This is a genomic window from Brevundimonas sp., assembly GCF_041919755.1.
Taxonomy (GTDB): domain Bacteria; phylum Pseudomonadota; class Alphaproteobacteria; order Caulobacterales; family Caulobacteraceae; genus Brevundimonas.
Genome location: NZ_JAYRTD010000002.1, coordinates 208888 through 233306 on the forward strand (window position 1 = coordinate 208888; position 24419 = coordinate 233306).

Below are 24419 nucleotides of genomic sequence, written 5' to 3' on the forward strand. Positions count from 1 at the left end.
AGACCCATGCGTATCCGGATCGACCACTCCACCACCTATTCCTACGACCGTGCCGCGCGGTACATCATCCAGACCCTGCGTCTGACGCCGCGCACGACCGAGAGCCAGACCGTGCGCGGCTGGCGGATCGAGACCGACGTGGACGCGCGCCTGCGTCAGTCCGAGGACGCCTTCGGCAACATCGTCCACGCCCTCTATACCGAGCAGCCGACGACCAGCCTGACAGTGCGGGTGACGGGTGAGGTGACGACGGTCGACACCGCCGGCGTCGTGCGCGCTGGCCATGAGCAGTTGTCGCCCATCGTCTATCTGCGCGACACGCCCCTGACCAAGCCGGACAAGCTGATCGCGGTCTTCGCGTCCGAGTTCAAGGCCCACCCGCCGCTGGAGCGGATGCACCGTCTGATGGCCGCCATCCATGGATCGGTCGCCTTCGAGGTCGGGGTGACCACGCCGACCCATACCGCCGCTCAGGTTCTGGCCCTGGGACGCGGCGTCTGTCAGGACCACGCCCACGTCTTCGTGTCCGCGGCGCGCTCGATGGGCGTGCCGGCGCGCTATGTGTCCGGTCACTTCCTGCGTCGCGACCGCGAGGATCAGGAGGCCGCCCATGCCTGGGCCGAGGCCTGGATTGAGGATTTCGGCTGGGTTGGCTTCGATCCTGCCAACGGCATCTGTCCAACCGACCGCTATGTGCGCGTAGCCGTGGGGTTGGACTATCTGGGGGCCGCCCCTGTGCGCGGCACCAGCTATGGCGGACGCGGCGAAAAGCTGGCGGTGCAGCTGACCGTGCGTGATGCCGACATGCAACAGGGTCAGCAGCAGGCATAGGCTATCGCGTGACAGGGGCATGACGGTCGCGCGAATCGGCTAGTGTCACTCAGCCGACTTTGGGGCGTCGCAGGACGGGGATCCGGTGACTTATTGCGTAGGCATGCTGGTCGAAGAAGGCCTGGCGATGATCGCCGACACCCGGACCAATGCCGGGGTGGACAACATCTCGTCCTATAAGAAGCTGCACGTGGTCAACCAGCCGGGCGAGCGTGTGCTGGGCGTCTGCACCGCCGGCAATCTGTCGGTGACCCAGACGGCGCTGGCCATGGTGCGCGACGGAGTCAATCTGCATGTCGGCGAACCGCCAGAGACGCTGGAGACCGCCCCCAGCCTGTTCCGCTGTGCCCAACTGCTGGGTCATGCGTTGCGCGAGACCCGCATGTCTATTGCCCCGGCCATGGAGGCCGACAGCCTGAACACCTCCGCCTCCATGCTGCTGGGCGGCCAGATCGCGGGCGGCGAGATGGGGCTGTATCTGATCTACAGCCAGGGCAATTTCATCGAGTGCGGGATGGACACGCCCTTTCTGCAGATCGGGGAGCTGAAGTACGGCAAGCCCATTCTGCAAAGCGGCCTTTCGTCCGACACGACCCTAGCCACGGCGGTCAAGCTGGGCCTGATCTCGTTCTCGACCACCATGCGATGCAATGTGGGCGTCGGCTCGCCCTTCGACATGCTGACCCTGCGGCGCGGCTATCTGAGCGGGGACGAGCGCCGCATCGACAGGGACGACCCCTATTTCACCGACCTGCACGACCAGTGGACCCGGGCACAGACGGCGGCCCGCCGCGCCATGCCCGAGCCGCCATGGCTGTTGAGCTAGGGGGACGGTCGCCTCCCCCTGACAGAGCCGCGATGGTCAGCGGCTGCCGGAGATCGATCCCGCGAGCGGCCGAGTTCCGGACCGACCGACCAGACGCACGGCCAGCCACAGACCTAGGCCCGCCACCAGCAGCCCAATCGCAAGAATGGGGCGAACGGCCAGCCACGCCAGCGCAATGGTGCCTGCGGTCAACACTGTGGCCAGTACGAAGCCGATCCAGCCCGATACTGTACCGAGCAACGTGGCCACGAAAGGCACGACATTGGCCAGTGCGGACAGCGGGCCAAGCAACATCAGAAAGCCGATGATGGCCATCAGATAGCCCCCGCCGCGGATCACCCAGGTGACCAGTCCCTCACTGGACTTCTGGTCGGCGAACATGGCGTCGGCCGCAACTGAGCCCGGCCGGGCGGTCAACAGGCTGTAGTCGCTCCCAGGAGCCCTCCATGACGTCAGTCCGGCACCGGATTGTTGACCCAGCACGGACATGACCGTGCCGGATGGCAACTGTCGATAACTCACGCGGATGTCGCCTATCCGTGGTGACGCGGCGGTACCGGTGCCACGGAACAGACCCGTCTCTGTCTGCACCCAGCCTTGCGGGATGACATCCGGCAGTACCGGCGCTTCAGCCGGAACCTGCTCAAGCAGAGCCTGTGACACCGCAAATCCACCCATCCTGGCGTCGGCCGCGAAATAGGCCTGGGAGCGGAAGGCAAATGCAGGATTTGTGTGTCCCTGGGGCTCCGCAAAGGTCGAGCTGTCCTGGGGGCTGTCGCTCCAGCCGGGCGCATAGCTATAGGTGGTCGTGGTTTCCTGCGTGCCACCCAGCTTGTCCTGGGTTTGCGAGGATGTGGTCTGGATCCACTGGAACATCTCGACTGTGCGCCGCACACCGAGGGCTGCCGGGAATACGGATCCCGTGTCGGGATCGGTGATGGCTGAAGACGTAACGACCGGGCCGCTCAGGTGCACTAGCCTGCCTTCATTAGTCGGCGAAACAGTCGGTTGAGGCAGGGAGAGGGCTACACGTTCACCCGCAGCCAGCCCGCGGCTCGCCTCGACGGCTCGCCCTTCATTCCAGAAAACGACGGCGACACTGGCCACGATCAGCGCCAGGCCGATCAGTGTGCCGACCAGACTGTCGCCCAGACGTTGCAGATAGTTGCGCCGCGTCACCACGGTGGTGTTTCGAGCCATGACAGCCCTCCGAACAGTTGTGGGTGTGAGATCACGTTTGCGGGGCTGGCCGCGCGACCAGCCCCGCTGGGCCGCACTCAGGGCGTTTCGGTGATCAGAAGCGTGGCGGACGATGTGCCGCCGCCAAAGGTGCCGATCCAGATGTCGTAGGTGCCGCTCTGGGGACGGTTGAAACGCACCTCGGCGTCCCCGTCGCCATAGCTGTCGTCATCACAGGACCAGCTGCCGTCTGGGCCGTTGATGATCAGGGTCGTGTCCGACGACGACAGGGTGCGGAAGACCAGGGGCAGGCTGCCAGCCGAATAGCTCACCTCGAAATCGGGGGCCTCGCTGATCATGCCGGTGCAGGAACCGGGCAGGGCACCACCATTCACCGAGCCGCCGGCGGTGACCTGCACGCGGTAGGGGTCGGGCGTGAAGCCTGAGCGCAGATTGATCTCGCCATAGTTGGCGGTCAGCCCGGCGTTCTGGGCGGCAACCGGGCCAGCCACCAGCGTGGCCAGCGCGGCAATAAGAGCGACTTTCTTCATGATGCATCCTCAGCGAGTTTCATGGAGCGACGTTATGTCGACTGTGGCTTTCATAGGACACAGCTTGGCCATATGGCTACCACCACGTATATGGCGGTCGTCGAACAGTGCTCGATAGGCCTTTAACGGCTGTCGCTGGGACGAAGAGCCAGCCAGGATTTGATTGTCGAGCGCAGGTAGGGGGGAGCGCATGGCCGAAACCACGGATCGTCTGAGGCGGCTTGCGCGGTTCGCCATCACCGCGATCGTTGTACAGGCCGTCTTCTGGTTTGCGGTCTATCAGCCGTTTCTAGCCACGCCGCCTTCCCGCGACCTCGACAGGATCGAGTTGACCAATCCGCGCGTCGCCACGCTGGAAGTACCTTCCCTCGAGGCGGCCCAGGGGGTGGCGCATACCCCTGTGACCCTGCCGCATACTCTGTGTTGCGAGCCCGTCTATGCCTCGCTGCAGATGGATTTCGATCTGGATGCTGTACCGGCACGCGGACTGGGCATGCTGACCTATCATCAGGTCGACAACATGCTGGTGGCTGTGAACGGGTCGATCGTGGTCGCCGACGGCAACCTGAAATTCGGGCGCCAGACCTTTCAGGGCCAGCAAGGCAAGGTCGTCCGCATCCCGTCGGGACTTTTAAGGGCTGGCTCCAACACCGTTAGCTACGTGATCGTGCGTGACGGCTATCCCTATACCGATCTGTATCCGCCCATCCTCGCTCCGATCGACCAGGTCCAGCCTTGGGCCGCCCGCAGGCTCTGGCAGCAGGGCGAGTATTTTCTGATCGCGGGTTGGACCACTTTTCTTCTCGGGCTGTTCGCCGTCCTGCTGATCTGGCGTGCTGAGAACCGGCTGTTCGCCGCCTGGCTGGCCACGGTGTGCTTCACCTGGACTGGCCTGGCAGCCTACGCCCTTGTTCTGGATCAGCCGATCGGCGGTACGCTGCGGATGGTCCTTTTCTTTGGCTTGAACAGCCTGCTGTCGGCGTCCTTGCTGGGCTTTGTGGATACCTGGACGGGGCGGCCTTCACGCGGTCTGCAGCTGGCCGTGCTGGCCTCCTGGCTGGTGTTTGTCCTCGTCAGCATCTTCTGGCTGATCTATCGGCCCATGCCAGAGGGGTTCGACGTGCCGGCCCAGATCTGGAGCTGGTATACGACAGCGCTGGGGATCGGGGTGGTGGCGCGCCTCGGCTGGCACGCATTCCGGTCAGACGAAAACCGGCTCGTGGAAGCGGCGCTGATGAGCATCATCGCGGTCTGCATCGTTCTGGACGCGCTGGGCGAACATCTGGGTCTGAACACCGGGCAGTACGTCGTCCAGTCTGCGCCGGTTCTTCTGTTCCTGCTCATCGTCGCTTTCGTTCAGCGGAACTTCCGCCTCTTTCAGTCGACGGTCAGCCTCAACACCTACCTGTCGGAAACGCTTGCAACGCGTGAGGCAGAACTGGCCGAGGCGCGTGCCCGTGAAACCGAGCTGGCACGACAGCAGGCGCATCTGGAAGAGCGGCGCCGCATCATGCGCGACATGCATGACGGTCTGGGCAGTCAGCTGATGGGCATGCTGCTCGCGGCTCGGCGAGGCAAGGTCGACGCGACCTCGATGGCCGAGGGCCTCCAGTCGGTCATCGACGAGATGCGTCTGATGATCGATTCGATGGATTCCGTGGGGGAGTCTCTCGCGTCCGCCCTGACCACCTTCCAGGAGCGCTCTCGGCCCCTGGTCGAACGCGCAGGATTCAGCTTTGCCTGGACGACCTTGCTCAACACACCCCTGCCGGACTATCCGCCCAGGGCTGTGCTGCAGGTCTTTCGCATCCTGCAAGAGGCCGTCACGAATGCGCTCAAGCATTCGGGCGGGGACCGTATCGAGATCGTGTTGGCGCCCGAGCCTGACGGCGGCGTCCGCCTGTCGATCAGCGACAACGGACCTCATGGGCTGGATGACGCCGGCAAGTCCGGACACGGGCTGCGAAACATGCAGTCGCGAGCCGCCGCCATCGGAGCCAGCCTCCACAGCAACCGCGACGCCAGTCGCACGACGATCGTGCTGGTTCTGCCGCGCAACCCGGATCAGGCCAGGCCATGACCGAGCCCAGGCGCATTGCCCTGCTCGAAGACGACGTGAACGTCGCCGCCCACTTCGTCGACATCATCGACAGCGACCCGGGCCTGGTGCTGGACACCCAGGCCGGCTCCATCGCACAGGCGCAAACCATTCTGGAGCGGAAGGTCGATCTGGTCCTGACCGACATCGGCCTGCCTGACGGCAGCGGTCTGGATTTCATCAGGACCCTGAAGAGCGCACAGGATTGCAAGATTCTGGTGGTGACGGCCTTCGGGGATCGCGCCACTGTGGTGGCCGCTCTTCGGGCAGGTGCGGACGGCTATCTGCTCAAGGACAGTACACCGGAAACCATTCTGGACGGGATCCATGTGACCCTGATGGGCGGTGCGCCGATCAGTGCATCGGCCGCCGTCTACCTGCTGGACCGACTGCGTCAGTCGGATGTGGAAGAAGTGCCGCCAGCCGTCGCGGCCGAAAGCTTGACGCGCCGGGAGGTCGAACTCCTGACTGTCTTCGCTCGGGGGCAGAGCTACAAGGAAGCCGCCCGCTCGCTAGGCATATCGCCCCTGACGGTCGGCAATCACGTCAAGGCCATCTATCGCAAGCTGGAAGTCACCTCTCGTGGCGAGGCCGTCTACGTCGCCATGCGCCGGGGGCAGCTTCAGCTCTGAAGCGCCGTCAGCCGCCGTAACCGCGACCGCCGCCACCAAAGCCGCCGCGCGATACAACGGTGGTGCGGTTCTGGACGCGCGCCGGTGCCTGACGGGCCTCGGGCGTATGGTCCCGGGCATTGGTGATCGTCCGCCCGGTGCGGTAGTCGCGGCTGAGGTAGCCGCCGCCGTAGCCGTTGGAATACTGGCCATCGCGATCCCGATACAGCGGACCGCCGCCCCGATAGCCGCCACCGTTCAGCAACTGGCCGATGATGAAGCCGGTGGCCAGGGGGCCGAAGAAGGAGCCGCCGCCAGTGTTCAACGGACGGCACTGATCGGGGCCCCACTGACCCTCGCACTCGGCCTGGGTCGCATAGCGGGGCGAACTTTCGGCGGCGACGCGCTGGGCCTCGGCATAGGCGGCGTCGCACTCCGCGTCGGGAATGTCGTTGGCCGCCTGGCATTCCGCGACCGAGGTATAGGCCAGGGCCGGCACGGGCTCGGGCACCGACCGCTGGGGCGATCCGCAGGCGGCCATGGAGAAGCTGACCGTCGCCATCAGGCTGGAAACATGCAGCGTCCGCGAGCGCTTGAGGCGTCGCATGGTGGAGGTGTCGGTGATCTGGATGTCGTCGCTCATCGTGCCCTCACGCCGTCATGCAGGCGGCGTTGAGCAGACCCACGCCGATGGAAATGGAGCCCAGATAGATGCCAGCCGCCAACTCGCCCGCCTCGATCCTCGCGGCCAGTCCGCGATAGACCAGGCGGCTGACGACGATAAAGGCCACGATCTGGATCACGCCGGCCAGCACGGCCCAGAGCGCGAACTCCATCAGGCTGACGGTCTGTGACAGGGCCGAGGCCAGCGGCAGGACGAAGCCGATCAGTGCCCCGCCCAGCGATACGGCGGCGGCGGTGTTACCCTGCCGGATCAGGCTGCTCTCATGATAGGGCGTGACCAGCTGGTAGATGAATTTGAATGCTACAAAGAAGGCCACAGCCGCGGCAAAGGCGATGATGAAGGCGGTGGCCCCCGTCTGAAATGCGAACCAGTCGAACATGTTACCCCCAGTCAGTCTTGCGCATCAGGCGCGGAACTCGGCCATTTCCAGCGGAATGCCGATCATGATTTCGTGTGTGACGTCGCCGACGATGTCGTCCTGATCGTGCGGTTCCATTTCCAGGGCCAGCATCAGTTCACGCCCGCCCGACAGGTCGCGCGCATACAGCATGCAGGTCTGGAAGATGCGGCTATAGGGCGCCGTCGCTGTGCGATCGTCGAACAGGGACTCCCATAGCTCCACCGGCGGCTGGATCGCATCGCTTTCAGAAAACCAGAAGCGGGGATAGGCAGGCAGATCCTCGGCCGCGCCGTCGAACACCGGAGCCGACAGTCGGTCGCGCCACATCCGCCGCTCGCGCTGCCCCGGCGGATAGGCCGAGGTCCAGGGAACGAACAGGGTGAAGTCATAGGCACCCTGACCATCGGCGCTGTCGCTCATTGCCTGCAGCATCACATGGTCGTCGGTATAGAAGCGGTGCACATGCTGGCCGCCGTCCAGAACGACCCGCCCCTGGGCCGTGATCTCCAGCGCGTCTCGGTCCAGTTTGAAGTGCGTCTCGTCGCCCAGCCGCTCCCACGCCAGCGGATCCAGCGAAACGGTCCGACCCACCGTGATGTTGCGCACCTCGGCCAGGGTGGCCGCGGGCGGGGTTTTGTCGCCGGCACCGAACAGACGCTTGAACATGACCCCTCTTACCCCGCCAGGGCCGCCGCATCGACCCTGTTTGACGCGACATAGAACAGCCGGTCGCCGGGCTGAACGGGCCGGTCGGGTGCGGGATTGAAGGTCGGGCTCGTCGCGTCAGCCGGCTGGATGGCCAGCAAGGTCGCGCTGCGATCCAGCAGGGCACGGGCCAGATCACCGAATGGACGTGCGGTCCGGTCCGGCCATTGTAGGCTGAACAGGGTCGCCTCCTTATCCAGATGGCTCGTCAGGGCGCTGATGACCTGGCTGGCTCCGGGGTCCTTGCATGCGCGCGCTACCATCTCGGGTCCGGCCGACAGCACGACCTCGACCTGGGGGCAGTGCTGATCCACCAGCCGGGCATGGTCTTCGTTCTCGAAATAGCAGACCACATGGGCCTGGGCAGGTACCAGGGCCGTCGCCGCCAGTGTCGCCGCCAAAGTGTCGGAATCGGAGTTGGTGAACACCAGAACGCGCGAGGCCTGGGCGACGCCCGCGCGCGTCAGGGCGACGACCGAGGTCAGACTTTCGGTCTGGACATAGCGGATGCGGCTGTCGAGGTCGGTCACGGCCTGCCGCGTCAGCAAGACCAGGGTCTGGTCGGGGTTCAGGTCCGAACACAGCTCCTCGATCATCTTGGCGGTCCGCGCCGGGTGGTAGCCGATGAGAACGATGGTGTCGGTCATGCGAGAATAGTTTCCCTTGCCCGCGCGGCGCAGGCGCCAGATGTCGCCGATGGCACCCAGAACCTTGGCCACGACGGTTGTGAAGGCGGCGATGGCACCGGGAAACACCCAGATCGCAGTGATCAATCGGCCGAGGTCTGTTCCAGGGCTGAGGTCTCCATAGCCGACGGTGTAGGCCGTCGTGGCGTACCAATAGAAGAAGGTCACAGGCGACGTCAGTTCCGCCTCGCCCGCGATATCGAGCAGTAGCCATGTCGATCCGGCATGAAGCCCGATCAGTGCCGCGAGCATGGTCCAGTGCAGATCGGCCATCGCGTGGAAGGCCTTGTCGAATATGCGCGCCAGTTTCAGTCGCGGCAGCAGCATTCGCCCTTGACCCCGGTCGGGCCCCATGCCCGGAATGCGTGAAGTCATCGCAGACGACTGGCCAATGTCAACCGTTCCTGTTACGCGTTACATGAAACATGCGTAATCAATCCTCGAAACCCTTGCCCTCGGCGAACGATCGTATACGTGCTTGGCGCAAGGCCCGACGCGAGGCGGGCATGGTCAAGCTGGAGTTCTGGGTGCCCGAACCCGCGCGAGAGGATGTGAAGGCGGCGGTCCACGCCATCGTCACCGAGTCGACACGCGGACCTGAGATCGTTCGTCGCCCGCGTCGCAACCCTTTCCCCGATCCTTCTGGAGTGAACCATCCCATGGATGCCGTGATCGAAACGTCCTGGACCGTACCGGCCATCAAGACAGCGCTGGAAAGTTCCGATCTGGTCCGCGAGGGCGAGATGACCCTGCGGGTGCTGGAGGGGGCCGAGCCCGTCCTTCTGGCGACCATGAATGAATATGGCGACCTGCCCATCTATCTGTCGGTCGGCGGAGCCCAGATCGTGTGTTCGGTGCTGCTGTGGCCCGTGTCTGAACAAAAGGACGCCGACCGGTTCAACGCCTTCCTGCTGAAGGCACAGCGCGTGGTGCCGCTGTCGAACTTCGCCATCACCACGGTGGACGGCCAGGACGTTTATGAGCTGATGGGCGAACTGTCGTGCAAGACGACGCTTCAGACCATATTGATCGAACTGCGTACCCTGGCCGAGAACGCGATCGACGCCACCGAACTGCGCGAAACCTTCGGCGCCGACGCGGCCTGAACCGGGAGAGAAACCATGTCTATGCTCGCCAAACTGTCGGCCCTGTTTCGCGGCACCGCCCATGAGGCGGGCCAGCAGATCGTCGATGCGAATGCCCTGAAGATCCTGGATCAGGAAATCCGCGACGCCGACAATGCCCAGGGCAAGGCCCGTGACGACCTGGCGGGTCTGGTCGCGCGCCGCCGCATGGCCGAGAACGAGCTCAAGAGCTTCGGCGAGCAGATCGCCAAATACGAAAACTCCGTCCGTGCCGCCCTGTCGCAAGGCAAGGAGGATCTGGCCCGCGAGGTCGCGGTCCGGATCGCCGAGCTGGAACAGCAGATCGGCGAGCGCGAGCCGATGATCGCCGGCATGAAGGAGGCCGAGACCCGCCTGCGTACCGCCATCGCCCAGACGGACCAGAAGATCGAGACGCTGCGTCGCGAGATCGACATCGTGAAGGTCAATGACTCGGTCCAGAAGGCCCAGACGTCCGTCGCCCTGCAATCGGCGGGTGCTCATTCCCGCATCGGTTCGGCCGCCGACAGCCTGGCCCGCATCAAGCAGCGCCAGGCCGTCAACGAAGAGAAGCTGCGCGCCGGCCAGGAACTGGAGGACAAGCGCACCGGAGCGGACCTGGACGCCAAGCTGAAGGAGGCCGGTATCCTGCCGGGCCATTCGTCCGCCGACGACGTCCTGGCCCGCCTGTCCGCGCCCAAGGAGGTGCAGGTGGTGACGCCGCTGATCCAGCAGGGCGAGCCCGTGGACCGCGACAAGGCCTGATCTCTTGCAACGCCTGAAATTCGACCCGCGCCCGGACTGGCAGGCTCGCGCCGACAGCCTGGGCTTCACCTGGCACCATGTGTCCGGCGAACAGTATTGGGACGAAACCGCCGCCTATGCCTTTTCGATGCAGCAGGTCGAGGAGGATTTGGAGGCCCCGACCGAGGCCCTGCACGCCATGTGCGTGGATCTGGTCGACGAGGTGGTCAAATCTGAGCGTCTGATGGCCGATCTGGATATTCCGGAGGCCATGCGGGACTACGTCGCCGACAGCTGGAAGCGGGGGGAACCCTCGCTGTATGGCCGGTTCGACTTCTTCTACGACGGCACCGGCCCGGCCAAACTGTACGAATACAATGCAGATACCCCGACCTCGGTTTACGAGACGGCGGTGTTTCAGTGGCTGTGGCTGGAAGACCAGATCGCATCAGGCGTGCTGCCGTCCGAGACTGACCAATTCAACAGCCTGCATGAGAAGCTGGTCGCGCGCTTTCGGACGATTTTTCCCGATGGCGGCTTCATGCATTTCTCGTCGGAGCCGGACTTCGTCGAGGATCGCCAGACCGTGCTCTTCCTGGAGGATCTGGCCAAGCAGGCGGGGCTGGATCCGCAGTTCGTGGCCCTGGGCGATATCGGGCTGAATACAGACGGGCGGTTCGTTGATCACGAGAACTGGCTGATCGGGGCGCTATTCAAACTCTATCCGTGGGAACAGATGCTGCGCGACGACTATGCGCGGCCTCTCCCGACGGCTGAGGTTACCGTGCTGGAACCGGCCTGGAAGAGCCTGATCTCCAACAAGGGCATCCTGCCCCTGCTGTGGGAGCGGCATCCCGGCCATCCCAATCTGCTGGAAGCGTATTTCGAGAGCGATCCGGCCCATGCGCGCCTGGGCGACACCTATGTCCGAAAGCCTCTGTTCTCGCGCGAAGGCGCCAATGTCGAACTGATCGAGAAGGGCGTGGCCGATCCCGTTCTGGACGGCGGCTATGGTGACGGCATTCACATCCGCCAGGCCCTGCGCCCTCCCGCCCGTTTCGACGACAACCATGTCATCATCGGCTCCTGGGTCGTCGGTGAGGAGGCCGCCGGCATCGGGTTGCGCGAAGACGACACGCGGGTCACGCGCAACACCTCACGGTTCCTGCCGCACTTCATCCGGGATTGAGCGCGTGCCGACCACCGTCCTTACCCGTACGACGGATCCTGAATGCCAGACACGCCGCCCCTGATCGTCACCGCTGCGCTGGACGAGGGGGCCTTCGCCTGGTTCGAGGACCTGCGTCAGACGCACTTTCCGCGCCACCGCAACCAGGTGCCCGCTCACGTGACACTGTTCCACGCCCTGCCGGGCGATCATGAACGGGCGATCGTCGACACACTCAGGGCGGCCTGCCAGAAACGGCGACCGCTTCCGATCGACGTGAGGGGACCATGGTCGTTGGGTCGTGGTGTCGCCTATCGCCTGTCCTCGCCCGATCTCGAGGCTCTCCGAAGCGAACTCGCCGACGTCTTCGGGCCCTGGCTGACGCGCCAGGACCAGGCCTCATACCGGCCCCACATCACGGTTCAGAACAAGGTCGAACCCGACGATGCCCGAACCTTGCTGGAACAGCTCCAGCAGACATTCGAGCCGTTCGACATCGTGGCCGAAGGCTTGCTGCTCTGGCGCTATCTGGGCGGCCCTTGGGCCCTGGTCGATCGCTTTGACTTCAAGGCACACTGAATACAAAGCCTGAGGTGCCAGGGGTTGCTTCTAAAGCGAGGGCCGATCGCCACCGCCTGTGCCATGTCGTCGACGCTGGTGGTGATGTGGGGTTCGATCATGCGTATCCGCTGATAAGTGGCGGTCTGCGCGATCAGCCGAGCTGCTCATCCCTACCATGTCGCGCCACCAGACTGGTGGCAGAGCCATGTCTTCTGCGCAGTCGGCCCGCCGTTCCGCTTTGTCGCAGGACCGTCTAGGGTCGGCGACGGAATCAGCCGCCGGGGAGCGGCGCGGGGAGTTACGCATCATGGCCTTCTGGAACCGCCGTCGTTCGATCGACGCCATGCTGGCCCCGCACGAGGGACCCGCGCTGAAGAAGACGCTGGGCTGGCCGCATCTGATGCTGCTGGGCATCGGGGCCATCGTGGGGACCGGCATCTATACGCTGACGGGCGTTGGCGTCGAAAAGGCTGGGCCGGGCATCATCGTGGCCTTCGCCATCGTCGGCGTGATCTGCGCTTGCGTGGCCCTGGCCTATGCCGAGCTTGCGACCATGATGCCCGCGTCGGGCGGGGCCTATACCTACAGCTATGCGGCCCTTGGCGAGGCCATCGCCTGGATCATCGGCTGGAGCCTGATCCTGGAGTATTCCCTGGTGGTCAGTGCCGTGGCCGTGGGCTGGTCAGAATATGCGGTCGGCTTCCTGCGAACCATCGACATCATCATACCTCAGGCCCTGACGGCCGGGCCGCATGCGGACGGGATCATCAACATCCCGGCGGTGGTGATCATCCTGGCGGTGACGGGCCTGCTGCTCTTGGGCACCAAGGAGAGCGCGACGGTCAATGCCGTGCTGGTCGTCATCAAATGCAGCGCCCTGCTGGTCTTCATCGCGGTCGTCGCACCGGCCTTCAATCCAGACAATTTCGAGCCGCTGATGCCGTTCGGCTTCAACAAGAACGGACCGGCGGGGGCCGAGGTCGGAGTGATGGCCGGGGCAGCCATCGTCTTCTTCGCCTTCTACGGCTTCGACGCCGTGGCGACGGCGGCGGAGGAGACGCGCAATCCGGCCCGCGACCTGACCATCGGCATCCTGGGCTCCATGATCATCTGTACCATCCTGTACATGCTGGTCGCGGCCCTGGCGGTGGGCTCCATGCCGTTCAGCCAGTTCGCCGACAGCGGCGAGCCGCTGGCCCTGATCCTGCGCATTCTCGAACAGCCCCTGGCTGCCCAGATCGTGGCCGCCGCCGTCATTGTTGGCGTGCCGACGGTGATCCTGGCCTTCTTCTATGGCCAGACCCGCATCTTCTACGTCATGGCGCGCGACGGCCTGCTGCCGCGTCGTCTGGGTCAGGTGTCGGCCCGCGGCGTGCCGGTGGTGGTCACCCTGTTCACTGCCGTCATCGTCAGCATCCTGGCCGGGCTTCTGCCGCTGGACGAGATCGCGGCCCTGGCCAATGCGGGCACGCTGGCAGCCTTTACCGCCGTCTGCGCCAGCCTGCTGGTGCTGCGGGTCCGGGACGCGGTGCGCACGCGGGTGTTCAAGGCCCCGCTGGCCTGGATCATCGGACCGCTGGGCATCGCGGGTTGCCTGTATCTGCTGTTCAGCCTGCCGGTGAACACCCAGGTCTGGTTCCTGATCTGGAACGTGGGCGGCCTCTTGATCTACTTCGCCTGGTCGGCCCGCCACTCGCGCCTGGCCAAGGGCGAAGAGACCGCCGGCTGATGGCCCTGCGCGACGTGTCCGGCGCGGTGGACTTCACCGTGCTGGAGGCCATGACGGCGGGTGACGACACCATCGGCGAAGAAGTGCTGGGTCTGTTCGTCCAGCAGGCCTCACTCTGGTCGCCCCTGCTGGATGTGCGCGAAGAAGGCTGGCGCGATGCCGTCCACACCATCCGCGGGGCCGCGCTCGGCATCGGGGCAGGGGTCTTGGCAGAGAGCTGTGCAGAGGCCGAAGGGGCCGATAAGGCCACGGCTTCGCCCCTGCTGGATCGGGTCCGCACGGCCCTGGATGCGGCGCTGGCCGACGTAGCCGCCTATCGCCACGCGCTGATGCTGAAAAGCCTTCGAGGCTAGACCCGCGTCCGGTCCCAGACCGCCAGCTCGTGAGCGATGCAGCGGTCGATCAGGGTGCGCCAGACGGGTTCGGCGATGTCGGGCGACAGGCCGGCGGGCTCGGCGGCGGCCAGGACCTTGGTCACGACATCCTCGATACGGGCGTCGTCATGGACGACGTCCCGGCTGGGCTTGATGCGCGCGGCGGCGTGCATGTAGCGCTGACGCTCGGCCAGCAGGGTCACCAAGGCCCGGTCCAGGGCGTCGACGCCGTGGCGCACCTGGGCCATCGTCTCGCAGGCCTCAGGCGGCGTGCGCGCGTCGATCACGACTTCATCCGACAAAGGCGCGCTCCAGCACATAGTCGCCCGGCTCGGCGTTGGAGCCTTCCTTGAGGCCATAGGTTTCCAGCAGCTCGCCGGTCTCCTTGATCATGGCCATCGACCCGCACAGCATGACGCGGTCGGTATTGGGCGAAAAGCCGAGGGGCAGGCCCAGGTCGGCGAAGACGTCGCCGGACTTGATGCGTTCGGTGATGCGGCCGGGCGTTTCGAACCGCTCGCGCGTCACGGTGGGGTAATAGACCAGCTGGGCCCTGGCCTCCTCGCCGATCAGGGGGTCGTCATGGATGCCGGCGGTGAAGAAATCGCGGTAGGCCAGATCGGCCACATTGCGCACCGTATGGCAGACGATCACCCGACCGAAGCGGGCATAGGTATCGGGGTCCCGCGCAACCGACAGCCACGGGGCCAGGCCCGTGCCCGTCCCGATCAGCCACAGCCGCTCGCCGCCCGTCAGCGCATCCAGCACCAGCGTCCCGGTCGGCTTTTTGCCCATCAGCACGGTGTCGCCCGGCTTGATCTTGACCAGGCGCGAGGTCAGCGGCCCGTCGGGCACGGCGATGGACAGGAACTCCAGCTCCTCGTCCCAGTGCGGGCTGGCGATGGAATAGGCGCGCAGGATCGGTTTTCCGCCATCCTCGCCCGGCAGGCCGATCATCACGAACTCGCCGGAGCGGAAGCGGAAATCCTCGGGCCGGGCGATGCGGAAGCTGAACAGCTGATCGGTCCAGTGGCGCACCGACAGCACTTCCAGTTCATGGAAGGGGCTGGCCTTGACGGGAGGGGGGGATACGGCGGCGTCGGTCATGTGCGGCGTGTGTTAGCGGTTGAGGGCGTCCGGCGAAAGGGATGGGGTGTCGCTGTCGCGGTGTCAGCCAGCGTCGCGCGGCACCCATTCGGGCCAGTGGGCGATGACGGGGCGTCCGTCGACGCTGAGCTCCCCCTCCAGCCGATCGACGCGCAACAGGGCGATGGCGGACCCGTCGCGCCCGCCCAGAACCTCTCCGGCGCGCAAGCTCCCGTTCAGCACCTCGGCTCCGAACGGGGGCGGCGGGCCGTCGAAGGTCAGGCCCATCATCCGGTTCTTGACCGTGCCACGCCGATGCATGCGCGAGGCGGTCTCCTGACCGATGAAACAGCCCTTGTGGAAGTCGATGCCGTTCAGCAGGTCGAAGTTGGCCTCGATCGGCCAGGTCTTGTCCGGCACCGTGTCCAGCGCCGGATCGGGCACGCCGTGCCGAATGCCGTGGGCGCGATAGTCGTTCTCGCTCGCCGTCGTCTCGATGTGCAGGCCCCAGGCCCGGCCGCCCAGCGCCGACAGTCGCGGGTCCGCCACGAACCCCGCCGCCTCGCCGTCCCAGGCCGCGAATACCGCCTCGTCCAGCGTCGCGATCTGCACATCGGAGCGCAAGCGGTACATCAACAGCCGCTGGATCAACGCCTCGCGCCGGTCCGCCGCCACATCCAGCACCACGCCGTCCGCCTCTCCCCACAGAAACAGGTCGAACAGTAACCGCCCCGGCGGCGACAGCAGCGCACCGTAGCGCACGGTTCCGTCGGCCAGCGTCTCCACGTCCTGGGTCAGCAGATTGTGCAGGAAGGGGCGGGCATCCGGACCCGACACCCGGATCAAGGCGCGGCTGTCGAGGTGGGCGATCTGCGTCATGGGGTCTAGATAGGGGCGCTCGCCCGCGCCGACCATAGCTGGGGACAGTTGCTTGACCCCTGATCCGCAGACGAGAATCCGTATACGGTCCAGTCATGTCGGGCCGTTTTCCCATTCTGTACATCGCCGAGGCCAGTCCGGAAGATGCCGTCCTGTCGTCGGGCGTGCTGGCCTATCTGGTCGAGGCGATGCCGACGGCGGACTTCACCATCGTGGGGTCCAGGACCAGCGCGCCGCTGTTCGCTGACACGCCTCGCCTGCGCCGCCTGATCGTGCTGGACAAGGAAACACGACTGGACTGGCTGGGCCTGTGGAACCAGGTGCGCGACACCCGCTGGGGGCTGGTGGTCGACATGCGCGGCTCGACTATTTCCGGCAAGCTGAAGCGTCAGAAGCGGGCCGTGCGGGGCGCAGGCGAGGCGGGGGTGCATGCCGTCGAGCTGGCGGCCCGGGTACTGCATCTGGACGATATCCCTGCGCCGCGCCTGTTCGTGTCGGAGGCGACGCAGGCGACCGTGGACGCCCTGATCCCCCCTGCATCCGGCCCCATCATCGCCGTGGCCCCCGGCACGGACTGGATGGGGCGTCACTGGCCCGCCGAACGCTATGCCAAGGTCGCCGCCGCCCTGATCGCCGATGACGGTCCCCTGGCGGGCGGACGGCTGCTGATCCTGGGCGACGAAAAGGACCGCGACGACGCTCACACCATTCGCCTGGCTGTCAGCCGGGGGCGGGCCACCGAACTGGTCGGGCGTCTGACACCCTTGCAGGCCGTGGCCCTGCTGGGGCGCGCAGCGCTGTATCTGGGCCCGGATTCGCTGTGGACGCATCTGGCGACCGCGGCGGGCGCGCCGGTGGTGGCCGCCTTTGGCCCGTCTGACGAGGCCGAGCGCGGTCCCTGGAGCGGGATCGCCGTGCGCGGTCCCCGCTCGGTCGAGGAATACCGCAAGATCGACCCGCGCCTGAACCAGGCCATCCAGCACATGAACGACCTGCCGGCCGAGCGGGTGCTGAAGGCGGCCAAGAAGCTGCTGGCGCATTCCTCCCCCTGAGCGAAGCGGGAGGGGGAGGGGGACCGCGCGAATCATGGTGGAGGGGGCTAGCCCCAGACACCGGCGCTTGTGACTTGCCCCCCTCCGCCATCCTGCGGATGGTCCCCCTCCCCCGGTGGGGAAGGAACGGGTCAGCCCACCGCCGCCACCACCGCCTGATACGCCGGATTAGCTCGTCCCTCGGCGTCCAGCAGCAGGGGGCTGTCGCTGCTCTTGCCCTCGCGGACCAGCCAGCTGTCGATGTCGCGCAGGCCCCAGGTCGTGAAGGCGTAGCGCTGCCGCTCCGGCAACGCCATGAACGCCTCTGCCAGTTCGCCCACACGTGCCACCTGCTGCGCCCGCTTGTCGGCAACGCTTCGCAGATCGGGCATCCTCCCCTCGCGCTGCATCGGAAAATCCAGCTCCGACACATGGATGGGCAGGCCAAGAGACGCGGCATCGCGCATGAAGGTCGTGATCTGACCCGCTGGGATTTCGATATCCAGATGCGACTGCGTGCCGATGCCGCCGATGGGCGCGCCCAGTTTCAGCAGTCGCTCGACCAGCTTGAGGAAGGTCGCCCCCTTCTTCGGAATGTTCTCCAGATTGTATTCGTTCAGGAACAGGACCGCGTCAGGGTCGGCCGCCTTCGCCTGTTCGAAGGCCCGGACCATATAGCCGTCCATGCCCAGCGCCCGGCTCCAGTGGCAGTCGCGCAGGCCCTCGCCGTCCTCGGCCACCGGCTCGTTGACCACGTCCCAGCCCGCCATCTGACCCTTGTAGCGACCCACGAAGGTGGAGATGTAGCGGTCGTATTCGGCGGCGAACCGATCACGTGGCAGGGTGGCATCGTCGAACACCTCGGCTCCTTGCGAGTACCAGATGACCGTATGGCCGTGGACGCGCAGGCCGTTGTCGCGAGCGAAGCCGACGACGCGGTCCGACGGCTCGAAATCATAGGTGAAGCCGGGCCCCAGGGTCCGCTCCATCTTCTGTTCCCACTCCGGCGTCAGCTGGGAGCAGTGTTTCAGCGTCTGGGCGATCCAGTCCGCCTGATCCAGCTGCCAGGTCATGCCCGTCGCCCCGAACGGGCAGGGCAGGATGTCCTTCAGCGGCAAGGCCTCGGGACCCTGCGCGGGCGCGGCAGAGGCGAAGCGGTCGCAGGCGGAAAGTGCGGGAACAGCCAGCAGCGGCGCGGCCAGCAGGTCGCGTCGGCTGGGCTTCACGGTTTCAGACCGCGCGCCGCCGCAGCCCCATCTCGTCGAACGCCGCCGTCTCGCGCTTGCCGGCGGCGAGGAGGGCGTTCAGGCGGGTGGTTTCGGCGACGTGTTCGAACTTCTTCAGCTCCTCGAAGGCGCTGGTCAGGGCGTCGCGCGCGCCTTCTTCCTCGGCTTCGATGGCGGCGACGTCGGCCTGGACGGCGGCCTTCTTTTGCTTCCAGCCGTTCAGGTAGGCGCGCAGCATCATGGCGGCGTCGACATCCTGACGCGCGCGGTCCTGCTCGCCCTCGGCCTCGGCCTCCAGCATGGCCAGGCGCAGTTCCGTCTGCGCCTTGCGGTCGCTGATCTCGGCCAGACGCTTCTGCAGCGTCTCGACCTCATAGTTGGAAATGCGGATCAGCGATTGCGCCCAGGTGGTCATGCGTACTCTCTCGTCCCAACAGCCAGGGTCACTGGATCAGACCTTGGTTCAGAATGCTTTCCAACCGGTTGAAGGATTCGGCCAAAGGCGTGTGATCATCCTTGTCCTGTCCCAGAAAGGCTTCCAGCGCAGGATTAAGCGCGATGGCGCGGTCCACGATGGGATCGGCCCCGGTCCGGTAGGCCCCGATCTTGATCAGCTCTTCCATATTGGCATAGGCGCTCAGGCACTGGCGCGCGCGCTTGTTCAACTCGCGCTCGGGCGGGGTCTGGCAGGCAGGCAGGGTGCGGCTGACGGATTTCAGCACATCGATGGCGGGAAAACGCCCGCGCTCTGCGATCTTGCGGTCCATCACGATGTGACCGTCCAAGATACCGCGCACGGCATCGGCGATCGGCTCGTCATGGTCCCCGCCGTCCACCAGCACGGTGAACAGGGCGGTGATCGGCCCCGCCGTCGTGCCGTCGGCCCGCACCGGCCCCGGCCCGGCCCGCTCCAGCAGCTTGGGCAGTTCGGTGAAGACGGTGGGGGTATAGCCCTTGGTCGTCGGCGGCTCGCCCGCGGCCAGACCGATCTCGCGCTGAGCCATCGCAAAGCGGGTGACACTGTCCATCAGGCACAGCACCTCCAGGTCCTGATCCCGGAAATATTCGCTGATCGCCATGGTCATATAGGCCGACTGACGCCGCTTCAGCGCCGGTTCGTCCGATGTCGCCACCACCACGACGGCGCGGCGCAGGCCCTCTTCGCCCAGGGTCTCCTCGACGAACTCGCGCACCTCCCGGCCCCGTTCGCCAATCAGGCCGACGACGACGACATCGCACGTCGCCTCCTTGGCCAGCATGGACAGCAGCACCGACTTGCCGACGCCCGAGCCGGCGAAGATGCCCAGACGCTGACCCCGGCAGGTGGTGGTGAAGACGTCCATGGACCGCACGCCCAGGTCCAGCCGCTCGCCCACGCGGCCGCGCGAATGGGCCGGCGGCGGCGGCGTGCGCAGGGGATAGGCGGCCGGTCCCTGAGGCAGGGGGCCTTTGCCGTCGATCGGCTGGCCGAAGGCATCGATGATCCGGCCCAGCCAGGCGGTGGTCGGCCGCACGCTGGCCGCCGTGTCGATAATGCGGATGTCGGCCCCGGGCGCCACGCCCTCCACCGGTCCGAACGGCATCAGCAGGGCCTTGGCGTCGCGAAACCCCACGACCTCGGCCGGCAGGGGATTGAGACCGCGCCCGCGCTGAATCTCCGCCCGCGCCCCGACCGACAGCCGCGACAGCCCGCCCCGGGACTCGATCAGCAGCCCGTTCACGCCCGCGACCTTGCCGGTCACGACCAGCGGGTCGATCGCTTCGACGGCGGCGGTGAGTGAGCGCATCCTCCACGGATGCGCCATCGTGGTTAATGAGGGGTGAAGTCGGCTGGTTCAGCCGGGATTTGGCAGTGAGACATCCACAGGCTTTGCCGTATCCTGACCCGTCGTCAGGATCGCCCCCACCGAGGCCACCACAATCAGGCCGATGGCCAGCCACTGCAGGCCGCTGAGCTGTTCGTGCAGCAGGAACAGCCCCGCCACGGCGCCTATGGCGGGTTCGCCCGACAGCAGGACGCCGAAGGTGCGTTTGGGGATGTGGCGCAGCGCGATCATCTCCAGCGAATAGGGCAGGGCGCTGGACACCAGGGCGACTCCCAGGCCGATCAGCAGGACGGACGGAGCCAGCAGTGCCGTGCCCGCGCTGGCCACCCCGAACGGCAGGATGACGACCGCCGCCGTGCTCATGCCCAGGGCCACCGACTGGCCCGCATGCATATGCGACAGCCGCTTTCCAAAGACGATGTACAGCGCCCAGAACAGGCCCGCTGCCGCCGCGAACGCCACGCCGACCGGGTCCAGCGCTCCAAGCCCGCCCCGGATCGGCAGCAGCAGGCCCAGGCCCGCGACGGCGCACGCGATCCAGACGAAGTGGATGGCCTTGCGCGCATGGATCAGCGCCAACGTCAGCGGGCCGGCGAACTCGATGGCGATGGCCAGGCCCAATGGAATGGTCCGGAGCGACATGTAGAAGCACAGGTTCATCAGCCCAAGAACCAGGCCGTAGAGTGACACCCGCTTCGCATCGGCCCGGTTCAGCCCGAACCGCCACGGTCGCCAGATCGCCACGAGTACCAGCGCCGACAACCCGACCCGGAGCGCCGAAGTGCCCTCCGCGCCCACCACCGGGAACAGCTGTTTCGCAAACGACGTGCCGACCGCCAGCGACACCATCCCGCCCAGCAGGGCCAGATAGGGCAGGGCGGCAGGCAGGGCTGAAATCCGGGTTGGCGTGGGAGGTGCGGACGACATGGCGCAGCCTTAGCCGGGAATGGTCCTTACCGCGCCGAAGATTTCGGCCCATGTCGTCGAAATCGGTGCTGGCCCCTTGCGATCTGACCGCAAGCCTTATCTGTTAAGGTGTTGTCCTCCCCGACCGACCGGAACCCCGCCATGACCGACGCCGCCTATGACGCCAGCCGCCACCTGAAAGCCGGGCGGGGCAAGGTCTATGACTCGATCCTGGACACCATTGGCGATACCCCTATCGTAGGCCTGCCGCGCCTGTCGGCGGAGTATCAGCCAAAAGCCACCGTTCTGGCCAAGCTGGAGTTCTTCAATCCCGTGTCCTCGGTCAAGGACCGGATCGGTGTGGCCATGATCGAGGCGCTGGAACAGTCCGGGCGGCTGAAGCCCGGCGGCGTCCTGATCGAGCCGACATCGGGCAATACCGGTATTGCCCTGGCCTTCGTCGCCGCCGCCAAGGGCTACAAGCTGATCCTGACCATGCCCGAGAGCATGTCGATCGAGCGGCGCAAGATGCTGGCCCTGCTGGGGGCCGAACTGGTGCTGACCCCCGCTGAAAAGGGCATGAAGGGTGCCATCGCCATGGCTCAGGAGCTGCTGGAGCGCACTCCCGGTGCCGTCAGCCCGGCCCAGTTCGATAACGCCGCCAACCCCGCCATCCACAAGGTCTCGACCGCCGAGGAGATCTGGAACGACACCAACGGTGCCGTGGACATCATCATCGCAGGCGTCGGCACCGGCGGGACCATCACCGGCGTGGGTCAGGCCCTGAAGGCCAAGAAGCCGTCGCTGCGCATGATCGCGGTCGAGCCCACGGCCAGCCCCGTCCTGTCGGGCGGCGAGCCGGGCCCGCACAAGATCCAGGGCATCGGCGCGGGCTTCGTGCCCTCCATCGTCGATCGCTCGATCATCGACGGCGTGGAACAGGTCTCCAACGACGACGCCTTCGACATGGCCAGGAAGGTCGCTCGCGTCGAAGGCATTCCCGTCGGCATCAGCTCGGGTGCCGCCGTCCTGGCCGCCTTCCGTCTGGCCGCCCTGGATGAAAACGCCGGCAAGACCATCGTGGCCATCATCCCCAGCTTCGCGGAACGCTATCTGAGTACAGCGCTGTTTGAGGGCCTGTAGCTTGCTGGCCCCGGCATTGCTGGCGCTCGCTCTGGTGACGGGGCAGGACGCGGCTTCGCCGACCTCGCCTCTGACCAACCTGCGGGCTGCGCATGCCCTGGCGTGCACCCTTGAGGATCGGGACTGTCTGGTTCAGGAGCTGGAATTGCGCCGCGCGGCGGACCAGGGTGTGCGGCAGGACGCCTTGCTGAATCTCGACTGTCATGCCCGCTACGGGGCGGCTGCGACGCCGGAGCAATGTCAGACCATCTGGACAGAGGTCGATACCGACAATCTGCCTCGCGTGAAAGCAATCCTGGACCGTCATGGCTGGCCGACCTGGGCTCCTCAATTTCAGGAGGCTGTCTGGCTGATCGTTCAGCATGCGCCTGACGAGGACGGCGGCACGGCCCTGCGCGAGCGCTGGCTGCCGGACGTCCGGGCCGCCTACCAGCGTGGCGAACTGAGCGCGTTCAACTATACCGCCATGGCCGACCGCGTCAGCATGGCGCGCACCGGTCTGCAGATTTACGGCACCCACCGTCCCTGCCGCGATGGCGTTTTCGACCGTAGCAGCGTCGAGAGCGCAGAGGCCGTCGAGACGGCGCGGGCCGAACTGCGTCTGGATATCCGCTGGTCGGAACTCTTGCCGTTCTACGATCGGCAATGCGCCGCCGAGGCATCCATTCCCGGTTAACCGCGTCCGGCCTAGACTCGGGCTTCATGTCCGAACCGGCCCACATTTCCGACGACGAGCCGAATGCGCAGGCGCAGTTCCGCGCGCGCCACGCGTTGCTGAAGCGGCTGGCCGATGTCGTGTCGCTGCCGGCCAGCCGGATCAATGCGTTCGAGCGGGCGGTGGTCGGCGATCTGCTGGTCGAGATGCTCAGCCTGGCGACCTCGGAAGATCGGCGGCGTGTGGCTCAGCGTCTGGCCGTGCTGTCGGAAATTCCCAACGCCCTGGCGCGGATGCTGCTGAGGGACGAGCCGGATATCGCGGGTCTGCTGATCGAACACTGCGCCTCCCTGACCGATGCCGATCTGGCCGCCTGCGCGCGCGACACGGATCGCGAGCACCGGCTGATCATGGCCGAGCGGCGCGGGATCAGCGAGGTCGTGACCGAGACGGTCATGAGCTTTGGCGAGGCCGACGTCATCGCGGCGGTGCTGAAGAACCGGAACGCCAAGTTGGGTCAGGCCGCCATCGAGGGTGTCGTCAGCCTGAGCCGGCATAATGTCGATCTGTGCGAACACCTGCTGCGACGGCCGGAGCTGCGACCCTCGGCGGCCTATGTGATGTTCTGGTGGTGCGGGCCGGAGGATCGCCGCACCATCCTGCAAAGGTTCGCTGTCTCGCGCGAGGTCATGCAGGAGGTGTCCGAAGACATCTTCGCCATCGCCGCCGACGAGGGCTGGCAAGACCCCGTCTCGCGCAAGGCCCTGCAGTTCATCGAGCGTCGCCAGCGCAACCGCGCGGCCATCGAACGCAGTCCCTATGGTGGGCTGGAACAGGCCGTCGCCGCCGCCGCCGAAATCGGGCTGAACCGAGAGATCGCCGCCGAGATTTCCTATCTTTCGGGCGTCAAGCCTCTGACCGGGGCCAAGATCCTGGGCGATGTCGGAGGTGAGCCTCTGGCCATTCTGTGCAAGGCGACAGGGCTGACGAAGGGCGATCTGGCAGGGCTGTGGCGATCGATGAAGCGTCCGGAAGTGACGGCGAACGGCGACGTCGCTCCGGCCTGGGAACGGGTTCAGGTCACCTATGACATGCTGGCCGTCGATCGGGCCCAGACGGTGCTGCGTTACTGGAACTGGTCCCTGTCATCGGCGCTGACGCCGGCTCTCTTGCGGGCCATCCGAGACGGTGAGGACGAGATGCAGAACGAATACTCGCCGTCCGAACGCGCCGCCATGATGGCCCTGGCCGACAACTTCGGTCGCTGATCAGTCGAGCGGTCAGCAAGACTGAACGCTGTGCTTTGGGTGCCGGTACGCAGCCCTCTCATTACAGCATTGCGTGATGCGGCAAAGAAACCTAATAGCGGCGGCAACGACGATCGTTTTGATCTGTCGATTCTGTCAGAATATCTGA

Annotated in this window: 27 protein-coding genes; 14 read left to right on the forward strand and 13 right to left on the reverse strand. The window is 66.0% G+C overall.

Going from position 1 to position 24419, the window contains the following annotated elements; genetic code table 11:
* Window positions 1-6 precede the first annotated feature (6 nt).
* Window positions 7-831, forward strand: a complete 825-nt coding sequence (locus ACE3TH_RS03805) for a transglutaminase domain-containing protein (RefSeq protein ID WP_374597496.1) — start codon at window positions 7-9, stop codon at window positions 829-831.
* Between the two features lie 85 nt (window positions 832-916).
* Window positions 917-1657 carry a peptidase gene (locus tag ACE3TH_RS03810; protein WP_374597498.1) on the forward strand — a complete coding sequence of 247 codons (741 nt, stop codon included), beginning with the start codon at window positions 917-919 and terminating at the stop codon, window positions 1655-1657.
* 36 nt (window positions 1658-1693) lie between these two features.
* On the opposite strand, the gene ACE3TH_RS03815 is transcribed toward ACE3TH_RS03810, so the two are convergent.
* Together ACE3TH_RS03815 and ACE3TH_RS03820 are read right to left on the reverse strand one after the other, a co-directional pair.
* Entirely contained in the window at window positions 1694-2857 is a 1164-nt protein-coding gene (locus ACE3TH_RS03815) for a TMEM43 family protein (protein WP_374597500.1), read from the reverse strand.
* Between the two features lie 77 nt (window positions 2858-2934).
* Window positions 2935-3387: a peptidase S1 gene (locus tag ACE3TH_RS03820; RefSeq protein ID WP_374597502.1), complete on the reverse strand. Its 453-nt coding sequence runs from the start codon at window positions 3385-3387 to the stop codon at window positions 2935-2937.
* A 190-nt stretch (window positions 3388-3577) separates the two neighbouring features.
* Here ACE3TH_RS03820 and ACE3TH_RS03825 point away from each other — a divergent pair, with 190 nt between their 5' ends.
* Both ACE3TH_RS03825 and ACE3TH_RS03830 read left to right on the forward strand, forming a co-directional pair.
* Window positions 3578-5467 carry a sensor histidine kinase gene (locus ACE3TH_RS03825; RefSeq protein ID WP_374597504.1) on the forward strand — a complete coding sequence of 630 codons (1890 nt, stop codon included), beginning with the start codon at window positions 3578-3580 and terminating at the stop codon, window positions 5465-5467.
* Complete coding sequence (locus tag ACE3TH_RS03830) at window positions 5464-6117, forward strand: response regulator (protein ID WP_374597506.1); 654 nt, start codon at window positions 5464-5466, stop codon at window positions 6115-6117. Before ACE3TH_RS03825 ends, ACE3TH_RS03830 begins: the two co-directional genes overlap by 4 nt.
* Before the next feature lie 7 nt (window positions 6118-6124).
* On the opposite strand, the gene ACE3TH_RS03835 is transcribed toward ACE3TH_RS03830, so the two are convergent.
* Genes ACE3TH_RS03835 through ACE3TH_RS03850 form a run of 4 tightly spaced genes read right to left on the reverse strand, consistent with a single transcriptional unit; the run spans window position 6125 to window position 8899 of the window.
* Window positions 6125-6739 carry a DUF1190 domain-containing protein gene (locus ACE3TH_RS03835; RefSeq protein ID WP_374597508.1) on the reverse strand — a complete coding sequence of 205 codons (615 nt, stop codon included), beginning with the start codon at window positions 6737-6739 and terminating at the stop codon, window positions 6125-6127.
* Between the two features lie 7 nt (window positions 6740-6746).
* Window positions 6747-7160: a DUF350 domain-containing protein gene (locus ACE3TH_RS03840; protein WP_296164681.1), complete on the reverse strand. Its 414-nt coding sequence runs from the start codon at window positions 7158-7160 to the stop codon at window positions 6747-6749.
* A gap of 24 nt (window positions 7161-7184) precedes the next feature.
* Complete coding sequence (locus tag ACE3TH_RS03845; protein WP_374597511.1) at window positions 7185-7847, reverse strand: YjfK family protein; 663 nt, start codon at window positions 7845-7847, stop codon at window positions 7185-7187.
* Window positions 7848-7855: 8 nt separating this feature from the next.
* Complete coding sequence (locus ACE3TH_RS03850; RefSeq protein WP_374597513.1) at window positions 7856-8899, reverse strand: potassium channel family protein; 1044 nt, start codon at window positions 8897-8899, stop codon at window positions 7856-7858.
* Between the two features lie 98 nt (window positions 8900-8997).
* On the opposite strand from ACE3TH_RS03850, the gene ACE3TH_RS03855 reads away from it, so the two are divergent.
* The 6 genes from ACE3TH_RS03855 (at window position 8998) to ACE3TH_RS03880 (ending at window position 14230) form a co-directional block, all read left to right on the forward strand.
* On the forward strand, window positions 8998-9678 hold the full coding sequence (locus ACE3TH_RS03855) for a YjfI family protein (RefSeq protein ID WP_374597515.1): 681 nt from the start codon (window positions 8998-9000) through the stop codon (window positions 9676-9678).
* 15 nt (window positions 9679-9693) lie between these two features.
* Window positions 9694-10440: a PspA/IM30 family protein gene (locus tag ACE3TH_RS03860; RefSeq protein WP_374597517.1), complete on the forward strand. Its 747-nt coding sequence runs from the start codon at window positions 9694-9696 to the stop codon at window positions 10438-10440.
* 4 nt (window positions 10441-10444) lie between these two features.
* Complete coding sequence (locus ACE3TH_RS03865; protein WP_374597519.1) at window positions 10445-11608, forward strand: glutathionylspermidine synthase family protein; 1164 nt, start codon at window positions 10445-10447, stop codon at window positions 11606-11608.
* A 42-nt stretch (window positions 11609-11650) separates the two neighbouring features.
* Window positions 11651-12166, forward strand: a complete 516-nt coding sequence (locus tag ACE3TH_RS03870; protein WP_374597521.1) for a 2'-5' RNA ligase family protein — start codon at window positions 11651-11653, stop codon at window positions 12164-12166.
* Between the two features lie 289 nt (window positions 12167-12455).
* On the forward strand, window positions 12456-13877 hold the full coding sequence (locus ACE3TH_RS03875; protein WP_374597523.1) for an amino acid permease: 1422 nt from the start codon (window positions 12456-12458) through the stop codon (window positions 13875-13877).
* Window positions 13877-14230, forward strand: a complete 354-nt coding sequence (locus tag ACE3TH_RS03880; protein ID WP_374597525.1) for an Hpt domain-containing protein — start codon at window positions 13877-13879, stop codon at window positions 14228-14230. The genes ACE3TH_RS03875 and ACE3TH_RS03880 overlap by 1 nt, the downstream gene beginning before the upstream one ends.
* On the opposite strand, the gene ACE3TH_RS03885 is transcribed toward ACE3TH_RS03880, so the two are convergent.
* The 3 genes from ACE3TH_RS03885 to ACE3TH_RS03895 all read right to left on the reverse strand — a co-directional run bounded on the left by ACE3TH_RS03885 (window position 14227) and on the right by ACE3TH_RS03895 (window position 16216).
* Complete coding sequence (locus ACE3TH_RS03885; RefSeq protein WP_374597527.1) at window positions 14227-14571, reverse strand: chorismate mutase; 345 nt, start codon at window positions 14569-14571, stop codon at window positions 14227-14229. The genes ACE3TH_RS03880 and ACE3TH_RS03885 overlap by 4 nt on opposite strands.
* Complete coding sequence (locus ACE3TH_RS03890; RefSeq protein WP_374597529.1) at window positions 14543-15358, reverse strand: ferredoxin--NADP reductase; 816 nt, start codon at window positions 15356-15358, stop codon at window positions 14543-14545. Before ACE3TH_RS03890 ends, ACE3TH_RS03885 begins: the two co-directional genes overlap by 29 nt.
* Window positions 15359-15421: 63 nt before the next feature.
* Window positions 15422-16216, reverse strand: coding sequence for a folate-binding protein YgfZ (locus ACE3TH_RS03895; RefSeq protein WP_374597531.1), 795 nt, complete (start codon window positions 16214-16216; stop codon window positions 15422-15424).
* A gap of 95 nt (window positions 16217-16311) precedes the next feature.
* Here ACE3TH_RS03895 and ACE3TH_RS03900 point away from each other — a divergent pair, with 95 nt between their 5' ends.
* Entirely contained in the window at window positions 16312-17268 is a 957-nt protein-coding gene (locus ACE3TH_RS03900) for a glycosyltransferase family 9 protein (RefSeq protein WP_374597533.1), read from the forward strand.
* 131 nt (window positions 17269-17399) lie between these two features.
* On the opposite strand, the gene ACE3TH_RS03905 is transcribed toward ACE3TH_RS03900, so the two are convergent.
* The 4 genes from ACE3TH_RS03905 to ACE3TH_RS03920 are packed head-to-tail and all read right to left on the reverse strand — an operon-like array spanning window position 17400 to window position 21226.
* Window positions 17400-18473 carry an endo-1,4-beta-xylanase gene (locus ACE3TH_RS03905; RefSeq protein WP_374597535.1) on the reverse strand — a complete coding sequence of 358 codons (1074 nt, stop codon included), beginning with the start codon at window positions 18471-18473 and terminating at the stop codon, window positions 17400-17402.
* Window positions 18474-18477: 4 nt separating this feature from the next.
* Window positions 18478-18888: a flagellar FliJ family protein gene (locus ACE3TH_RS03910; RefSeq protein ID WP_374597537.1), complete on the reverse strand. Its 411-nt coding sequence runs from the start codon at window positions 18886-18888 to the stop codon at window positions 18478-18480.
* A 28-nt stretch (window positions 18889-18916) separates the two neighbouring features.
* Window positions 18917-20260 carry a flagellar protein export ATPase FliI gene (fliI, locus tag ACE3TH_RS03915; RefSeq protein WP_374597539.1) on the reverse strand — a complete coding sequence of 448 codons (1344 nt, stop codon included), beginning with the start codon at window positions 20258-20260 and terminating at the stop codon, window positions 18917-18919.
* Between the two features lie 48 nt (window positions 20261-20308).
* Entirely contained in the window at window positions 20309-21226 is a 918-nt protein-coding gene (locus ACE3TH_RS03920; RefSeq protein ID WP_374597541.1) for a DMT family transporter, read from the reverse strand.
* 141 nt (window positions 21227-21367) lie between these two features.
* Between ACE3TH_RS03920 and cysK the strand changes: the two genes are divergently transcribed.
* The 3 genes from cysK to ACE3TH_RS03935 are packed head-to-tail and all read left to right on the forward strand — an operon-like array spanning window position 21368 to window position 24271.
* The gene (cysK, locus tag ACE3TH_RS03925) at window positions 21368-22348 is read left to right on the forward strand and encodes a cysteine synthase A (RefSeq protein ID WP_374597543.1); all 981 of its coding nucleotides are present in this window, start codon (window positions 21368-21370) and stop codon (window positions 22346-22348) included.
* 1 nt (window position 22349) lies between these two features.
* Window positions 22350-23024 (forward strand): DUF6624 domain-containing protein, encoded by a 675-nt coding sequence (locus ACE3TH_RS03930; RefSeq protein WP_374597545.1) that lies wholly within the window; start codon window positions 22350-22352, stop codon window positions 23022-23024.
* Between the two features lie 26 nt (window positions 23025-23050).
* Entirely contained in the window at window positions 23051-24271 is a 1221-nt protein-coding gene (locus ACE3TH_RS03935) for a DUF2336 domain-containing protein (RefSeq protein WP_374597547.1), read from the forward strand.
* The last annotated feature ends 148 nt before the right edge of the window (window positions 24272-24419 follow it).

Coding starts and splice junctions, on each gene's coding strand:
- ACE3TH_RS03805 (WP_374597496.1), top strand. CDS start 7: ATGCGTATCCGGATCGACCACTCCACCACCTATTCCTACGACCGTGCC.
- ACE3TH_RS03815 (WP_374597500.1), bottom strand. CDS start 2,857: ATGGCTCGAAACACCACCGTGGTGACGCGGCGCAACTATCTGCAACGT.
- ACE3TH_RS03820 (WP_374597502.1), bottom strand. CDS start 3,387: ATGAAGAAAGTCGCTCTTATTGCCGCGCTGGCCACGCTGGTGGCTGGC.
- ACE3TH_RS03825 (WP_374597504.1), top strand. CDS start 3,578: ATGGCCGAAACCACGGATCGTCTGAGGCGGCTTGCGCGGTTCGCCATC.
- ACE3TH_RS03830 (WP_374597506.1), top strand. CDS start 5,464: ATGACCGAGCCCAGGCGCATTGCCCTGCTCGAAGACGACGTGAACGTC.
- ACE3TH_RS03835 (WP_374597508.1), bottom strand. CDS start 6,739: ATGAGCGACGACATCCAGATCACCGACACCTCCACCATGCGACGCCTC.
- ACE3TH_RS03840 (WP_296164681.1), bottom strand. CDS start 7,160: ATGTTCGACTGGTTCGCATTTCAGACGGGGGCCACCGCCTTCATCATC.
- ACE3TH_RS03845 (WP_374597511.1), bottom strand. CDS start 7,847: ATGTTCAAGCGTCTGTTCGGTGCCGGCGACAAAACCCCGCCCGCGGCC.
- ACE3TH_RS03850 (WP_374597513.1), bottom strand. CDS start 8,899: ATGCTGCTGCCGCGACTGAAACTGGCGCGCATATTCGACAAGGCCTTC.
- ACE3TH_RS03855 (WP_374597515.1), top strand. CDS start 8,998: ATGCGTAATCAATCCTCGAAACCCTTGCCCTCGGCGAACGATCGTATA.
- ACE3TH_RS03860 (WP_374597517.1), top strand. CDS start 9,694: ATGTCTATGCTCGCCAAACTGTCGGCCCTGTTTCGCGGCACCGCCCAT.
- ACE3TH_RS03870 (WP_374597521.1), top strand. CDS start 11,651: ATGCCAGACACGCCGCCCCTGATCGTCACCGCTGCGCTGGACGAGGGG.
- ACE3TH_RS03875 (WP_374597523.1), top strand. CDS start 12,456: ATGGCCTTCTGGAACCGCCGTCGTTCGATCGACGCCATGCTGGCCCCG.
- ACE3TH_RS03880 (WP_374597525.1), top strand. CDS start 13,877: ATGGCCCTGCGCGACGTGTCCGGCGCGGTGGACTTCACCGTGCTGGAG.
- ACE3TH_RS03885 (WP_374597527.1), bottom strand. CDS start 14,571: ATGTGCTGGAGCGCGCCTTTGTCGGATGAAGTCGTGATCGACGCGCGC.
- ACE3TH_RS03890 (WP_374597529.1), bottom strand. CDS start 15,358: ATGACCGACGCCGCCGTATCCCCCCCTCCCGTCAAGGCCAGCCCCTTC.
- ACE3TH_RS03895 (WP_374597531.1), bottom strand. CDS start 16,216: ATGACGCAGATCGCCCACCTCGACAGCCGCGCCTTGATCCGGGTGTCG.
- ACE3TH_RS03900 (WP_374597533.1), top strand. CDS start 16,312: ATGTCGGGCCGTTTTCCCATTCTGTACATCGCCGAGGCCAGTCCGGAA.
- ACE3TH_RS03910 (WP_374597537.1), bottom strand. CDS start 18,888: ATGACCACCTGGGCGCAATCGCTGATCCGCATTTCCAACTATGAGGTC.
- fliI (WP_374597539.1), bottom strand. CDS start 20,260: ATGCGCTCACTCACCGCCGCCGTCGAAGCGATCGACCCGCTGGTCGTG.
- ACE3TH_RS03920 (WP_374597541.1), bottom strand. CDS start 21,226: ATGTCGTCCGCACCTCCCACGCCAACCCGGATTTCAGCCCTGCCTGCC.
- cysK (WP_374597543.1), top strand. CDS start 21,368: ATGACCGACGCCGCCTATGACGCCAGCCGCCACCTGAAAGCCGGGCGG.
- ACE3TH_RS03935 (WP_374597547.1), top strand. CDS start 23,051: ATGTCCGAACCGGCCCACATTTCCGACGACGAGCCGAATGCGCAGGCG.